Annotated in this window: 15 protein-coding genes; 3 read left to right on the forward strand and 12 right to left on the reverse strand. The window is 44.1% G+C overall.

What is annotated here, in order from left to right:
* Positions 1 to 424: 424 nt before the first annotated feature.
* Genes nhaB through ACXAER_RS03095 form a run of 3 tightly spaced genes read left to right on the forward strand, consistent with a single transcriptional unit; the run spans position 425 to position 3,075 of the window.
* On the forward strand, positions 425 to 1,999 hold the full coding sequence (gene nhaB / locus ACXAER_RS03085) for a sodium/proton antiporter NhaB (protein WP_474826478.1): 1,575 nt from the start codon (positions 425 to 427) through the stop codon (positions 1,997 to 1,999).
* A gap of 3 nt (positions 2,000 to 2,002) precedes the next feature.
* Positions 2,003 to 2,530 carry a disulfide bond formation protein DsbB gene (gene dsbB, locus ACXAER_RS03090; RefSeq protein ID WP_474826480.1) on the forward strand — a complete coding sequence of 176 codons (528 nt, stop codon included), beginning with the start codon at positions 2,003 to 2,005 and terminating at the stop codon, positions 2,528 to 2,530.
* Positions 2,527 to 3,075 (forward strand): GNAT family N-acetyltransferase, encoded by a 549-nt coding sequence (locus ACXAER_RS03095; protein WP_474826482.1) that lies wholly within the window; start codon positions 2,527 to 2,529, stop codon positions 3,073 to 3,075. Before dsbB ends, ACXAER_RS03095 begins: the two co-directional genes overlap by 4 nt.
* Before the next feature lie 85 nt (positions 3,076 to 3,160).
* Here the strand turns inward: ACXAER_RS03095 and ACXAER_RS03100 are convergent, their stop codons facing one another.
* From ACXAER_RS03100 to ACXAER_RS03155, 12 genes are all read right to left on the reverse strand, one after another.
* Complete coding sequence (locus ACXAER_RS03100) at positions 3,161 to 4,444, reverse strand: alginate export family protein (protein WP_474826484.1); 1,284 nt, start codon at positions 4,442 to 4,444, stop codon at positions 3,161 to 3,163.
* A gap of 135 nt (positions 4,445 to 4,579) precedes the next feature.
* Entirely contained in the window at positions 4,580 to 5,074 is a 495-nt protein-coding gene (locus ACXAER_RS03105; RefSeq protein WP_474826486.1) for a YcgN family cysteine cluster protein, read from the reverse strand.
* Positions 5,071 to 5,739, reverse strand: coding sequence for a fumarylacetoacetate hydrolase family protein (locus ACXAER_RS03110; RefSeq protein ID WP_474826488.1), 669 nt, complete (start codon positions 5,737 to 5,739; stop codon positions 5,071 to 5,073). Before ACXAER_RS03110 ends, ACXAER_RS03105 begins: the two co-directional genes overlap by 4 nt.
* The gene (locus ACXAER_RS03115) at positions 5,739 to 6,821 is read right to left on the reverse strand and encodes a lytic murein transglycosylase (protein ID WP_474826490.1); all 1,083 of its coding nucleotides are present in this window, start codon (positions 6,819 to 6,821) and stop codon (positions 5,739 to 5,741) included. The genes ACXAER_RS03110 and ACXAER_RS03115 overlap by 1 nt, the downstream gene beginning before the upstream one ends.
* Positions 6,822 to 6,827: 6 nt before the next feature.
* On the reverse strand, positions 6,828 to 7,124 hold the full coding sequence (locus ACXAER_RS03120; RefSeq protein WP_474826492.1) for a YcgL domain-containing protein: 297 nt from the start codon (positions 7,122 to 7,124) through the stop codon (positions 6,828 to 6,830).
* Positions 7,125 to 7,201: 77 nt separating this feature from the next.
* Positions 7,202 to 8,359, reverse strand: coding sequence for a ribonuclease D (gene rnd, locus ACXAER_RS03125; RefSeq protein ID WP_474826494.1), 1,158 nt, complete (start codon positions 8,357 to 8,359; stop codon positions 7,202 to 7,204).
* Positions 8,360 to 8,421: 62 nt separating this feature from the next.
* Positions 8,422 to 10,074, reverse strand: a complete 1,653-nt coding sequence (gene fadD / locus ACXAER_RS03130; RefSeq protein WP_474826496.1) for a long-chain-fatty-acid--CoA ligase FadD — start codon at positions 10,072 to 10,074, stop codon at positions 8,422 to 8,424.
* Positions 10,075 to 10,195: 121 nt separating this feature from the next.
* Complete coding sequence (locus ACXAER_RS03135) at positions 10,196 to 11,035, reverse strand: alpha/beta fold hydrolase (protein ID WP_474826498.1); 840 nt, start codon at positions 11,033 to 11,035, stop codon at positions 10,196 to 10,198.
* Between the two features lie 96 nt (positions 11,036 to 11,131).
* Positions 11,132 to 11,788 (reverse strand): Slp family lipoprotein, encoded by a 657-nt coding sequence (locus ACXAER_RS03140; protein WP_474826500.1) that lies wholly within the window; start codon positions 11,786 to 11,788, stop codon positions 11,132 to 11,134.
* A 349-nt stretch (positions 11,789 to 12,137) separates the two neighbouring features.
* On the reverse strand, positions 12,138 to 12,461 hold the full coding sequence (locus tag ACXAER_RS03145; RefSeq protein WP_474826502.1) for a hypothetical protein: 324 nt from the start codon (positions 12,459 to 12,461) through the stop codon (positions 12,138 to 12,140).
* Positions 12,462 to 12,517: 56 nt separating this feature from the next.
* The gene (gene tsaB, locus ACXAER_RS03150; RefSeq protein WP_474826504.1) at positions 12,518 to 13,234 is read right to left on the reverse strand and encodes a tRNA (adenosine(37)-N6)-threonylcarbamoyltransferase complex dimerization subunit type 1 TsaB; all 717 of its coding nucleotides are present in this window, start codon (positions 13,232 to 13,234) and stop codon (positions 12,518 to 12,520) included.
* Positions 13,235 to 13,312: 78 nt separating this feature from the next.
* Positions 13,313 to 15,232: an ATP-dependent DNA helicase gene (locus ACXAER_RS03155; protein ID WP_474826506.1), complete on the reverse strand. Its 1,920-nt coding sequence runs from the start codon at positions 15,230 to 15,232 to the stop codon at positions 13,313 to 13,315.
* Between the last annotated feature and the right edge of the window lie 299 nt (positions 15,233 to 15,531).

Consider the following 15,531-nt stretch of genomic DNA (forward strand, 5'->3'; position numbering starts at 1 on the left):
ATCGCCTGCACGTTCTTGTTATTCTGCAACTGATTGTACCAGATGCTCTTTTATTATCACAATGAATTATGCTTAGTCCACAAAAGCTTTTAACAACTTGTTAAAATCTAAGTGTTATTTCAGAGCCATTTAAGCATTGATTGTTTACTTTATGTTCGAAATAGTCAGCATTTTCTATCTTAATGATAATTATCATCAAAAAAGTGATAATTATTCAGTGACTTTCACAAGGTGGGGTCTGTGAATTGCTTTCTCAAGGCGGTAATATCATGTACGCTTAATTTCCGACTATAATGACAGCTGCGAAACGGCGGTTAGACGAATTAATTCGTACAGCACCAGCAGTTTAAGTATGCAATAACCGGAACTACATAGTATAAAGATGCGCAAAATGCGTGCTTTGTTGTAAAAGGAACAGGAACTCATGCAAACCTCAATGATCGCGGCGATCTATAAGAATTTCCTGGGACATGCGCCCGACTGGTATAAAAAAACCATTATTGCCTTTCTCATTGTTAATCCCTTCATCTTCATGGTGGACCCATATATTGCTGGCTGGACGCTTGTCATTCAGTTTATTTTCACGCTAGCAATGGCGCTTAAATGTTACCCGCTTCAGCCAGGTGGGCTGCTTCTTATTGAAGCCATGTTTATCGGCATGACGACACCCGGTCATATGATGCATGAGATTGAAGTGAACTTAGAGGTTCTGCTACTGCTTGTATTTATGGTGGCTGGCATCTACTTCATGAAAGATTTACTTATGTACCTATTCACCAAATTGGTTATCAAGGTACGTAATAAGCTAATACTGTCGCTTTCATTTATTTTTGCCTCTGCATTTCTATCGGCTTTCCTAGATGCGCTAACGGTAGTGGCGGTAATCATCAGTGTCGGCTTGGGCTTTTACTCTATTTATCACAAAGTGGCGTCGGGCAAAGAGTTTCACTCAGATCACGACCACACCAGTGATGACGAATTAGGAAGTCACGACCTAGAAGACTTCAGAGCGTTTTTACGCAACCTTATGATGCACTCAGCGGTAGGTACAGCCCTTGGTGGTGTTATGACCATGGTAGGTGAACCACAAAACCTGATTATTGCAGACAAGGCCGGCTGGGACTTCGTTGAGTTCTTTATCCGCATGGCGCCTGTCACACTGCCAGTGTTTGTATTTGGCTTGTTAACTACCGTCGTGTTAGAAAAAACCGGAATGTTTTCTTACGGTGCAAAATTACCTGCAGCGGTAAGACAAATTTTGGTCGACTACAACGACCATATGGACAAAGGCCGCAGCAAGCGTGAAACCGCCAAATTAGTAGTACAAGCACTAATTGGTGTTTGGTTAATAATCGGCTTAGCTACACACATGGCGTCAGTGGGTCTTATCGGTCTGTCTGTTATTGTTCTTGCGACTTCGATGAGTGGCGTAATCGAAGAGCACGCGTTAGGAAAAGCATTCGAAGAAGCACTGCCCTTCGCAGCTCTACTTTGTGTTTTCTTTGGTGTAGTTGCGGTTATTATTGACCAAGGCCTATTCCAGCCAGTTATCCATTGGGTACTGTCGTTTGAAGGCGAAACGCAAATGGTCATGTTCTATCTTGCCAATGGCGTGCTTTCGATGGTGAGTGACAATGTATTCGTAGGCTCGGTGTATATCACTGAGGTAACGGCTGCGCTGCAAGCAGGTCAAATTACTCGCGACCAGTACGACATGCTTGCTGTAGCAATTAATACGGGTACCAACTTGCCAAGTGTTGCAACGCCAAATGGTCAAGCGGCATTCCTATTCTTGCTAACCTCAGCCATCGCACCTCTACTTCGTTTGTCATACGGCCGCATGGTTATGATGGCGTTGCCATATACGATAGTACTTACTATTGTTGGTCTGGTAGCGACCTATATTGGGCTTGCAGATGCTACTCAATGGCTATACGACATGCACCTTATTGAGCACCACACTGCAGCTGAAGCAGGCGCACAAGCGGTAGGCCATTAATCTATGCGCGGTATCATTCACGGCATAAGCCAGTGGGCAGAGCACAAGTCTTCGTGGCTTGTGCTTTTTGCTACATCACTAGCATTGGAAGTTGCCGCCCTGTACTTCCAATATGGCATGGGCTTGAAACCCTGCATTATGTGTATTTATCAGCGAACTGCTATGTACGGCATTGTGTTGTCGGCACTTATAGTGGTTTTAAAAAACAACGGATTCACCCGAATGCTTGGCTTTGCTGGTTGGGCGGTCTCTTCAGGCTGGGGCTATTTAATTGCCAAAGAGCATGTAGGCATTCTAAACGCTGCCAACCCGTTTTTTGCCAGCTGTGAAATAGTGCCTAACTTTCCTTCATGGTTACAGCTTCATGAGTGGCTGCCCGCAGTGTTTGCTGCTGAGGGTGACTGTTTAGAAGACACGTGGCAATTTTTGTCTATGGGAATGGCAGAGTGGATGCAAATCATCTTTGCTGCTTACTTCGCTGTATTTGCCGTTGTATTTACCTGCCGCTTACTGGATAAGAAACCCTTTTGATCGACTTATCCATTTTACCCTCTCGCCTGCCTCCTATTCAGTCGGAGCAAGGCCCAATTAGCATTCAGCGTATCGCAGAGAAACACTGCAATGCGCTGTGTGATGCGGGCCAACAATCTATTCACCATGTAAAGCCTTGGTTCGGCTCTGCGGTGTGCCCTGTCACGCCAGCATTGTCAAAGCTATGTATTAATAATATGGAGAAAGCCCGTCAGACGGGTTACGGTCTTACCTATTTGTTAATGCATGACGAAAAGTGTTTGGGCATGGGTATTATCAATCATATTCATCACACCCATTTAACCGCAAACCTCGGCTACTGGTTAAGACCCGACGCTTGCGGTAGAGGCTTAGCGACGGCGCTTTGTGAAGCGCTTAAAAAGCTCGCATTCTCGCAAATGAATCTGCACCGACTAGAGTGCTTTGTTGAACCAAACAATAAAGCGAGCATGCGTGTTGCCGAGCGAATTGGCGGTGTGAAAGAAGGACTGTGTAGAAAGCGCGTATTTGGAAGAGACGCGCTTCTTTATGCACTCACTATCTAACCTGCTTAAATGTGCAATCTAGCCACCAACAGCCCCAATATTTCCTGTTTATGTGGCAATGCTTTTCTATAATCTGTAAATACTCTTAGAAAGAGTACATTACCCCCGTATAGGCGTACATGGAATCGTCGGGGTATGCGCCAGTTTCTAACGCATCACCTTTAGCAAGGTATGCACCGCCTAGTTCGAATCTTAATGGTGCAGATGCTTGATATCGTAAGCGAAACTCTATTTGGTGCCCTAAAAAGTCCTCTTCACCTTCAGCCACCTTTTGAAGCCACAGTCCTTTGTACCCCAGCATCAGCGTGTTATCGTCATTTAGCTTTGTAACGCCTCTTAGCCCCGGTGCCAATATATTGCTACGAGGAAATGTTTGGTATACGTCCGTTGGGCCGAAATCAAACCGCCGTAAACCATAAAGAGAGTCAAAGGCTTTTATGGTGTCGTCAGTACTATCATTGTCACCACTTGCTGCATCAATTTCTGCTCTAATAAAAGTAGAAGCACTGATTTGTTTGCCGATGTGACTATGTACCATCCAAGCGGTAACGTCTTTATCATCTATGTCTGATGTTGATGTAGACTGCCTTGCCTGACCAGTTTGCCCTATCGCTTCTATGTTGTATTTCCAATCTTTTGAAAAGGTTTTCGAATAATCCACCGACAAGGTAAACAGGTCACGATTTTTTGTCGCTAGCTCTTTTGAGTCAGATTCTTTCAGCCAGTAACTGTGCACTTTCCAGGTGTTATCTTCTGATTCAGCATAAACGCCATAAAATTTTTGATTACTATAACTTTTATCAAAAGCGCGTTTATTACTATCGATTGAGGCCGAATCTAATGGAAAGCGAGTAAGTGGCAGCAAATAGAAACCACGAACATGCCATCCAGACCAAGTTGCATCAACTAATGCACCTTCAAAGCTATTCGTAGCGTTCCTAAATCGTGTGCGCCCCATCAGTCGGCGACTGCCGTGATCTAGTGTTACGCGTCCAAGAGTTAAGCTATTTATAGCCTCGCTAATACCCTTGTAAGTGATGTACAACTGTACTGGCTCAAGCGTATTCACCTGCGAAGATTTGAGAGTGGGATCATTCTCATCGAGATAAGCCCTGGAGTCCTCTATCTCAGCGACAGCACCCCAATTTCCATAGTTGGCTTCGCCTTTTAACCTAATTCGGGTTGAAAGGCGTTGATTCGTTTTAGCCCGAATGTTTTCGTCTGTAGGAAAGATTGGATTATTAAGCGTTTCAAAACGTACTCTAACCGAACCGCTGTAATTAATATCTAGGCTTTCTGCTTTTAATGATGTGCCTATACAAGTTGTGGCTACCAATAATATCGAAGCACTAGCCCTCAATTTACTCATCTTTAAGCCTTTGAATATCGGGTAAGAAAAGCGTAAGTATAAGCGAGTCAATCGCATTTCACTTGCGCTCTTTAGTCTAAAATCAAAATTAACAACGGTGAGGTGTTGAACTTGTATAGTCACAACTCGCAGGGTTTAATCTAAATCTTCTAACGGCCAAATGGCGATATAATCTTCAAAATTGTTGAGATCCACATCACTTTCAAACACCGTTTTGTTCCGTACCGACATACCCTTTGCGTGCATTACATTTTTCTTACCCTTGTTCAACAAGGGGTGCCATGAGGGTAAACCCCGCCCTTCATAAAGGCGTCGATAAGTGCAGCTATTGGGCATAAAGAAAATATCTTTGAGGTTTTCTTTAGTCAGCTTCACGCAATCTGGTACGAGCTCGGTGCGTCTTGCATATTGAGTACATTCACACTTTTTCGTATTCAAATACGTGCAAACAATATTGGTATAGTGAATCTTTTCATTATCATTAATATGATCGGTAACTTCGTATTCTTCTACCGCGTCATCATCAATAAACTTTTGCAGACAACATTTACCACAACCATCACAGAGAGACTCCCATTCCTGTTGGGTCATGTCTTCTAAAGATTTAGTTTCCCAAAATGCTACTGTCATTCAGCTATTACCTTTGTGCACACCGATAAAAGGCCTTCTAACGATGCCTCTACCCTATCTGCAGGGCTGAGTTTACCTACGCCTTTAGGCGTGCCCGTAAGGATCACATCGCCACTATCCAACGTAAATATAGATGACATATGGGCAATTAGCGGAATGATTTTGTGTAACATCAGCTGTGTACGCCCCTGCTGTCTTAACTCTTCATTTATGGTTAAGGTAAAGCGCAAGTCATCGAGGTTACCTACTTCACTGTACGGCACAAACCCTGAAAGCGGTGCACTGTTATCAAAAGACTTGGCCCTTTCCCATGGCTGCCCCTGCTTCTTCAGCTCGGCCTGCACTTCGCGAAGGGTTAAATCAAGTCCCAAACCAATTCCCCAAATGGCGTTTGTGACGTCATTCTCATTGGCATTTTTAAGCGGTGACTTTAGCAGTACTGACACTTCAAGCTCGTTGTGACACTCGCCTTTGTCAGTGGGAATAGCAATGGACTCATGCATATGGCACAACGCAGCCTTAGGTTTCATAAACAGCAGCGGTGCTTCAGACACCGTAGAGTTCATTTCTTGAATGTGATCAAGGTAGTTGCGACCTATACAAACCACTTTACTTGTAGGTAACGCTATTTCATTACCTTGAAAATCGATGTGACGATAAGTCATTAGTAACCTCGCTTTATCCGCTCTGATAAATACCCCACCGACACACCAAAGTATGATGAGCGGTTCCATTTCATCAGCGTGTGGAAATTGTTATACACCAAGTAGATTCGGCCTTTTTCACCATCCGGCATAATCAGTGACGCATCAACATTAGCTTTGGGAAGCTCGCTGCCGTTATAGCGTTTAACACCATTTTCTTGCCAAAACGTCAGTGGTTTCATATTCGATTTAGCTAACCCTGAAAACGGCACCTGTTTGGTCAATGTTACTTGACGTCCCCACGTCCCCTCACTATCCCATCCTTCAGAGGATAAGTAGTTGGCAATTGATGCAAACACATCAGCCTTGGTGCCCCAAATATCTTTTCTGCCGTCGCCGTCGTAATCTACCGCGTAGTTTAAAAAGGATATAGGCATAAACTGTGTTTGTCCCATCGCGCCGGCCCAAGAACCTTTAAAGGCCTTTACATCGATATGCCCTTCATCAAGTATGCGAAGTGCGGCAAAAAAATTATCTTTAAACAGCTTTTCTCTTCGCCCTTCATAGGCTAAAGATGCTAACGCAGACAACACGCTAAAATTGCCCTGAATTTTTCCAAAATTAGACTCATTACCCCACAATGCGACAATAAACCGAGCCTGAACCCCATATTTTTGGGCAATTTCTTCAAGCAGCTCTTTGTGTTCGTTGTACTGTCCAACCGCTTGCTTTACTTTCCAATCTGGCACTCGCGTTGCCAAATAGTCATCTAAAGTGATTTTTTTCTCTGGCTGACTTTTATCAGATTTAACAACGGTAGGTCTAAAAGTGATATCAGCGAACGCCTGCTCTAGCTTAGCTTTATCTATACCTTTTGCAGCTGCTTCGTTTTTAAGCTGAGCGATATAGCGTTTAAAGCCTTCTTCACTAAGCCCATTGTCACTACTCGGCTTGTTTTCAGCGTAAGCCGAAACCGAAAGGCTTAAGGAGATACTCGATATAAGCACGGCCACGTTGAGCGGCTTGGGCAGCAACCTGTAGCTACTACGCTTAGTGTGAACCGTCAGTCGAGCGACTAAGCGGTTTATCATTTTTACTAACATGAATATTTAAAACTTTTTATCCGGAGTTTTTGAAAGTCCAAGAGATTCGCGATGCTGCTCTAACAGGTTGTCTTCCTTAGGTGGCATCTGCAGGTAAAAACCTTTTTCAGTAAGCTCATTAATGAGCTTTTGCTTATCGACCATACCTAGTTTTTCTCGTTTTTCTAAAGCGATTATGGTCACTAACTCCGGGCGACCAAAGGTTTCCATCAGCGCTTCGGGTACATCTTCAAAATGATCTTTTTTGGGCACATATAAATACATGCCTTCTTTTTTTCGCGTTTTATAAACTGCGCATAACATAAATGATTTACTCGCTTAGTAATGAGTGCGGCCGTGAAATTTTTCACTTTTGCACGCCCACATTGTTTTGTAGAAGGTTACTGGGAAGGCGCGTCGCCTAACAGTCGGGTTACGTGAGGTCGAAACAATGGCTCACGCCAAGTAGATAGCACATCAGGCGTTAACCCTTGTACACGGGTCTCATCTACCGGAAACCAATACCATTTTAACAATTGATTTAACTGTTTTTTAGAGGCGACAACGTCGCTATTAACGTTGTTATCTTTTGCAATTTGATCACTAATTACTTTAAGTTCAGCAAGGGTTTTCTTGTATTTAGCAATATCGATGAGCCGCAGCACAACAGGTAACCGTAGCTTCTCTGGCGTTTGCGCATACTTCGCTCTTGCTTCTTCAATTAGTGTAATAATAGTATCGCCATAGCGACGTACCGATTGGTGATTCACGCCGTTAATGCGCGAAAGGCCAGATTTACTATCAATCAGACGCTGCGCCGCTTCAAATAAATGGCCTTCTTTGAAAACAAAGTTTAGCGCCAAGTCTTTCTTGCGTGCCGTATTTAAACGCCATGCGGCCAGCGCTTGTAATACTGTGAGCTGCTCGCTGTTTAATCGCCAGTTGTTCTTAATGCTTAGATAAGCAAAATCTTCAGGCATTTGGGCACGCTTTTTATCTACTAGCAACGCTATTTCTTGGTAAATCCAATGCACTTTGCCCGCTTCTTGCACTTTACTGGCTAGCTGTTGGTAACATGGCAATAAGTACAATACATCGTTTGCGGCATAACTCAGTTGCGATTCGCGAAGGGGTCTCGCTATCCAGTCTGTTCGCGACTCTCCTTTATCTAGCGTTATATCACATAGCAGCTCCACTAATTTTGCGTAACCAAGTGACGGCCCCATATCCAAAATACTACCCGCCAACTGTGTATCGAAAACGGGTGTTGGTACCGTGTCGAAGGCTGTGAGAAATGCCTCTATATCTTCTGAACACGAATGCAGTACTTTTACTACTTCAGTATTTTCCATAAGCTCGATAAACGGGCCCATGTTGTCGATGGCAAGCGGGTCGATAAGAACCAGTTGATGGCCGTCGTAAAGCTGAATCAGGCCTAAGTGAGGCGTAAGGGTACGGGTCCTTACAAATTCGGTGTCTAAGGCTACCGCCTCTTGACGCTGTGCTGCAGTGCACACTTTTTCAAGTTGTTCAGATGTTGTAATTAATTGATATTGCATATTTTTGCACAGTAATAAAAAAGCCGGCTTACGCCGGCTTTTACAAAACTATTTCTATGAAATTAGTCTCGAAGCTCCCGACGCAGTATTTTACCTACATTGGTTTTTGGTAAGTCGTCTTTGAAAACAACTTGCTTAGGCACTTTGTAACCCGTTAGGTGATTACGACAGTGCGCGATAACGTCTTTTTCAGTGAGTGAGTCGTCGTTTCGTACTACGAATAATTTCACCACTTCACCGCTGACCTCGTGAGGAACCCCAACTGCCGCAGCCTCAACAATGTTGTCATGCATTGCAGCTACTTCTTCAATTTCGTTAGGGAACACATTAAAGCCTGAGACTAGGATCATATCCTTTTTACGGTCAACAATATAGAAGTAACCTTCATCATCTACCGTAGCAATGTCACCTGTGGCTAACCAACCGTCTTTCAGAATTTCTTCTGTTGCTTCTGGACGATTCAAATACCCTTTCATCACCTGAGGGCCTTTCACCCACATTTCACCAGGCTCGCCTTTCTCAACTGGATTACCATCGTCATCGAGAAGCTTGATGTCTGTTGAAGGAACCGGCATTCCGATTGCGCCCTTATAGGCTTCAATCTGTGGAGGGTTTACCGCAACAACAGGTGAACACTCTGTCAGGCCGTAACCTTCAAGAAGAACGGTACCAGTAACCTTTTCCCATTTTTCGGCAACGGGGCGCTGAACTGCCATGCCGCCGCCTAGACCAAACTTAAACTTGCTAAAATCAAGCTCGCTGAACCCCGGCGTATTTAACAGGCCATTAAATAAGGTGTTCACGCCAGGCAAAATGGTAAACGGGTATTTGCTAAGCTCGTTTACAAAAGCCGGCATGTCGCGTGGATTGGTAATAAGTAAGTTCCGGCAACCGTATTTAACGAACATCAAGCAGTTCGCCAGAAGCGCAAAGATGTGATAGAGCGGAAGCGCAGTAACAACAAAGTCTTCGCCTTCTTCAATCACGGTTTCAAGAATACCTGACACTTGCTCTAGGTTGGCCACCATGTTGCGGTGAGTTAGCATAGCCCCTTTAGAAACACCGGTCGTTCCACCTGTGTATTGAAGGAAGGCTAAATCGCCACTGTCGATGTCCGGGCGCGTGTACTTGAGAGACTGACCTTTTTTAACCGCCGACATAAATGAAGTCGTTTCAGGCAGGTTGAATGAAGGAACCATCTTTTTAACGTACTTCACAACCGCGTTCACCACCCAACGCTTAGGAGCAGGCAACATATCACCCAATGCCGTTAAAAAGACTTCTTGTAGGTTAGTATCTCCGATAACCTCTTCAAGAGTGCAAGCAAAGTTCTCGACAATGACGATAGCTTTAGCGTTGGCATCGTTTAACTGATGTTTCAATTCGCGGGCGGTGTACAGCGGGTTAACGTTAACCACAACCATACCTGCACGCAATATCCCAAACATAGCCACAGGATACTGAAGGAGGTTAGGCATCATAATTGCCACAGCATCACCGCGTTTTAAGCCGCTAGACTGTAAGTATGCAGCAAACTGCGCTGATAAGGTATCTAGCTCCTCAAACGAAATTGAGTGCCCCATGTTAATGAAGGCTTCTTTGTTTTTAAACTTCTTAACCGACTGCTCGAAAATGTCTACTACAGATGCGTAACGATCGGCATCGATTTCTGCGGAAACGCGAGGGTCGTAATGCTTAAGCCAGGTTTTTTCCACCAAAACCTCCTCTACTTTATTCTTATACTATTTAATGAGCACTTTAGAAGACGTGCCCATGTAACTGGTCTGATAACTTGCGAATAGTATAGGAAGTGTAAAAAAAAATAAACGGCGCAATTTACAATTGCTCAACAAAATTGCGAATTAATAGCCCTACATCATCAGTATTTTCCATGTGAATATGATGACCGCCTACTAATTGTTCGTATTGTGCATTTAAAAACCACCCCTTCCTCTTTGGAAAGACTAACTCTAGATTTTTAAAGCTATTAGATGCACCGATAAAAAGTACAGGACATACAATAGCACGCATAAGAGATTCTGCCTGCTTTTCTGTAAGCCTTAGTGATGATTTTGTACGAAGTTTTGGGTCGCTCGCCCAGAAACAATGCCCTCCTGCATCTTGGGTTAAGTTTCGAGACAATATTGAACGCGCGTGATCTTCTGAAATGTCTGAAATTTTGCATCTCGCTTTTACGGCATCTTCTAAATCAACGATCCGCAACTTATTACGGGATTTGGCATGACGGCTGATAATAGACTCTCGCATTTGCGATGCGGTAGTCTCTTCACTTTCTGTAAGCGGGCCGCATGCGTCAATACTAATAACGGCAGAGACTTTATCTGGGAAGAGAGCTGCGAATAAGCTAGCAAGGATTCCCCCAAGTGAGTGCCCTAGTAGAATAACCTCTTCCCAATTTTGGGACTCAATTAAGGCGTACAAGTCTTGCAGGTAATCTGCTTGGTTGTAATGCGCGCCATGAACTCGATGAGATGAACGCCCATGCCCTGCTAAGTCAATTGCAACAAAGCGGTGGGTTTGTAGGTAAGGCGATAGCAGCCTTAAGCTTTCTGCGTTATCTAAGTACCCGTGCAAACCGATAACAACTTTGCCAGCACCTTGGTTGTCTAACGCAGCTAGGCGTAATGATCCAATATTGAACTCTGTTTCAATCATAAAACTCCATACAGGCAAATAGTTGCCGCCTCCTTTACACCCATCTTCCGCCGAAAATAAAAAAGCGGCAATTAGATGCCGCTCCGTTTCTTGATACTATTTTTGTTTATCAGCGCGCAAAGGCTGCGCTGTCGACTTTGTTCTGGAGTTACTCGCTCCTGAATTGCGCGATGGTAACTTAGCTTTGCTAGGCGCGTTTTGATAACGGATAACTCGAGTTCGATTAAAGTGCGGGTACATCCAAGGGCCATTGAAGCGATAAAATGGTGAGTACCAACCTGTATGGTAATTGAAGAAATAAGTGTTTACATCGTAAACCTCTTGTTTTCTCCACATATGATAGTCTTCAGCGATGATCGTCGGATAAATATAAGGTTGCTCCCCCACCATGCCAGCAGTTGGCGTGGTAAGTGTGCCTAGAAATGTAGCGGAACGTCCTTCTTCAAAAACAATAGGGTCAACAAAACCGTCTATTTGAACTTTGAATCGACCCGACGTTTCGCCGTTCGTAGAAGGTTTACCGTAGTGGTTCAAGGGGAAGTGAGCAAGTTCGATAAGAGTCTTATTAGGTTTATTTTCAACACCAACAATCATCCCTCCCCAACGCGCCTTTTGACCTTGCTCATTAGCACCCGAAGTGACCGCTTTAGAGTAGCTGACTAACTGGGTACCCTCTGGTACATCGATACTTTCTGGAACTATGGTACAGCCAGTAAACAACATGACCGTAAGTAAAACTAAATAACGAGACATTAAAGCGCTCCTGTGAACCCTAGAAAAATTTTGCGCTTGTATGGATTACAAATAAAACGCCAAGTGTTCCAAATGAAATCCACATGCGGCACTACATCTAAAAACTCTAATATACTTTTACGTATCTCTTTCAGTTACAAAGAAAAACCGCACTCCAGCACTTAAACATTAGCATTATTACGAAACGACAACCACTGTCGTTCAACTTATCTGTTTCATAAACAAGAAAGCGTGTAAATACAACACATAGATTAGAGCAGATATAATAGGAGTTTGTTCAACACTGTTTGTGAAATTTAACAATTCGCTAGAATTAGTTTGTAAGTAAAAAGCAATGGCGTGTGGAGAGTTATGCGTAGATATCTACGCCAAACATTGATTGGATAGATTCACGTTGCTGTTGTTTTTCAAAACTGGTGTAAGAGGCTATCGCATTTTGAGAATAGGTGTTGCCATCTTCACGGATAAATTGTTGGTACGCTTTGGCGTTATCCGTTCCCTGTTCGTCGGGCGCAACAACGATCGCCCTGAAAGACGACTCACTTTGCCCTTTACTTTGCTGTTCGGGGTCTTTGTTAATTTTAGCGACACGGCCTTGCGAAGGTTCGGAAGACGGTAATGCGAAATTATTATTGATAATCATACGAGATTGCTGAGGCAAAAAACGTACCATACAAGAGAAAACCGTCGTGTTGCGTTCGCTTTAATACGGTACGTTTTTTAGTGCTTCTACTCTCTTCCCGGTAACTTTTTCCACGTTACTTTATCGCGTAAATAAACAGGCTGTACATTCACGGCTTCAGACACTTCACCTAAGTCATAAGCATCGTGTGCAAGCTTTAGCATGAATTGCGCGTTTGGAAGTGTAACATCGCACGTTGTTTCACCAATGACTTCAGACTTCCATTGAGTAAGCTCATCATAAGCAGACCAGCCTGTGCCAACAGCAATCACAGCCGCGCTATTTTCTTCCCTTAGCATGTTTAGTTGGTCAATAGCCACTTCGGGCGGACAAACTCGCTCTTCTATAGTGAGAGAAACACCTTCTTCTGTCTGCCTATAAACAGCAAAATACACTTCACCCATACGCGCATCTGACGCAACAGCTATCATCGCCTCTCGGTTTTCAGCTTTATTCGCCACTTCAAACGCCATCGCCTCAAGGGTACTTACGCCGGCGACTTTTAACCCCGTTCCTAGCGCAAGTCCTTGGATCATACCCGTAGCTATACGAACTCCAGTAAAGCTGCCTGGACCTCGGCCAAAAGCCAATAAATCTAGGTCGCCCAGCGAAACTTTTGCTTCTTTTAACACCTCATCCACCATGGGTAGAAGACGCTGACTATGCTGCTGAGGGCATATTTCGAAACGCGTAATCACTGTGTCGTTGAACTGAAGCGCAACCGAACAGGCTTCGGTTGCGGTATCTATAGCTAAAATGTTCATGTTTATCTCTTATTTCATATAAGCTGAAAATGGGGTAATGGTGTAATACACGCTAACCGCTTTTTTCAGTGCTTTAACTTAGGCTTCATCAATGCCGGCTAAAAATTTTTCTACTTCGTCCAAGCTTCTTGTACGCTTCATATCCGGTAAGCTACCAACGAAGGTTTTGGCGTAAGGTTTTGTCACTAATCGATTATCACAAATTACCAGTACGCCCTTATCTGATGGATCTCGAATGAGTCGCCCAGCCCCCTGCTTTAACGTAATAACAGCTTGGGGAATTTGGATAACGCCAAATGGATTTGCGCCTCGTTTCTTTACATCTTCCATGCGCGCTTGAAGCAGCGGGTCATCGGGTGACGCAAACGGCAGCTTATCAATCATCACGCAAACCAAGTCGTTGCCGCGTACGTCGACCCCTTCCCAAAATGCGCCTGTGCCCATTAGTACGGCTTTTTCATCTGCAAGGTAGGCATCTAACAATGCTTGCTTGGTGGTAGTCCCTTGCACCAGTAGCGGATTGTCTATCTCATCTTCTAGCTTCTGCGCAATTTCCCTAAGCATGGCATGACTGGTAAACAGTAAGAAACATCTACCTCGACTTGCTTTGATTAGCCGCTTAGCTGTTTCTAACAAGGTTTCGCGCATAGCGTAACTATTGGGCTCGGGTAAATAACGGGGTACGCATAGCATGGCCTGTTCAGGATAATTAAACGGGCTATCCAAACCCAACGTTTCAGCATCTTCTAAGCCCATGCGGCGCTGAAAGTGATCAAAACCGCCGTTTACCATTAAGGTTGCCGAGGTAAAAATCCATCCTCGCGGCGGCGATGATACAAAACGCCTAAATTTAGCCGCAATCGATAATGGCGTTAAATGCATAATGAGGTGACGCTGAGTCGTTTCATACCACAAGCTCACATTTTCTTGCTTGTTATCGCTTAACGCATCTAACTGCTCTCTTGCAGCCACAACGCGTTCGTACATGTTGTCTAAATCTTTATCGCGGCCAATATGTAACTTGCACACCTCATGCAGTACACCTAGCGCTTCGGCCAGCTTGCCCACCTGCATGCGCACGTCGTCACGATCTAGCGCCTCAGCCCAGTTACCCCGCTCCGCAGTATCTGGGAACAATAACCGTAAATCAGAGGCAATCATTCTGCATTTGTCAGCCGCTTTATCTAGCTGCCCAGCATCTTTTAGCACTGTTCTGAACAACAGCGTGATATCTTTCGCAATGTCGTGAATTTGTCTTGTCGAAAGTGACTCACCAAAGTAATCACTCGCAATATCAGGAATTTGATGGGCTTCATCAAAAATAATCGCATCAGCTTCAGGGATGAGCTCGCCAAACCCTGTGTCTTTAAGTGCCATGTCTGCAAAGAAAAGGTGGTGATTAACTACGATAATATCTGCTTCCAGCGCCTTTCTGCGCGCTTTTACCAAGTAGCAATCTTCATAATCTGGGCAATCGCGGCCCAAGCAATTATCCACAGTAGAGGTAACCAGCGGTAAAACACGGGCATCTTCGGGAAGGGTTTTAAGCTCCCCCATATCACCTGTTTTCGTCGTACTAGACCAACGTTTCACTTCTGAAAGCTGACCCAATACCTCTTTTTCAACCAGCGTAGAGTTGCCGCTGTGCTGCGCGACCCGGTGAAGACAAAGATAGTTTGAACGGCCTTTTAACAGTGCCGTTTTTCGCTTGCTGCCCAAGGCCTTTTTTACCAGTGGTAAGTCGCGGTGAAATAGCTGCTCTTGTAAGTTTTTAGTCCCTGTAGAAACAATGGCTTTTCCGTCGCTCAACAATGCTGGCGCAAGATAGGCGAAAGTTTTTCCTGTTCCCGTTCCCGCTTCAACAATCAAACTACCCGTAGTATCAATAGCACGCTTAACCGCCTTTGCCATTTCAGTTTGAGCTTCGCGAGGTACAAACCCCTTGATAGCACCCGCAAGGAGGCCATCTGAAGAGAATACGTTATTTATTGTGGGCATGGTTTCAGCGCTGTCATTACTTTTCTACTTTAGGCCGCGCATTATGCCAAAAAGCCTTTAAAATGCCCATCAAAGGTTTACACTTTAGCGTGAGCCTAGCCCATTCACTTAAATCCTGAACTACCCAGATATCAAAAAAACTTCCCACCTTAACTATTCGCTTCCTGACACTTTAAGAGTCAAAAAAATTGCTAAATTTTTGATGAAAAGAATTTGTCTTCTAGAACAAAAAAATTAGCTTTTTAATAGTAAAACTTAGGCGCAATATCCAGCTCGTAAATATTTACACAACTATTTAA

Source organism: Alteromonas sp. AWJ4_199, assembly GCF_056159165.1.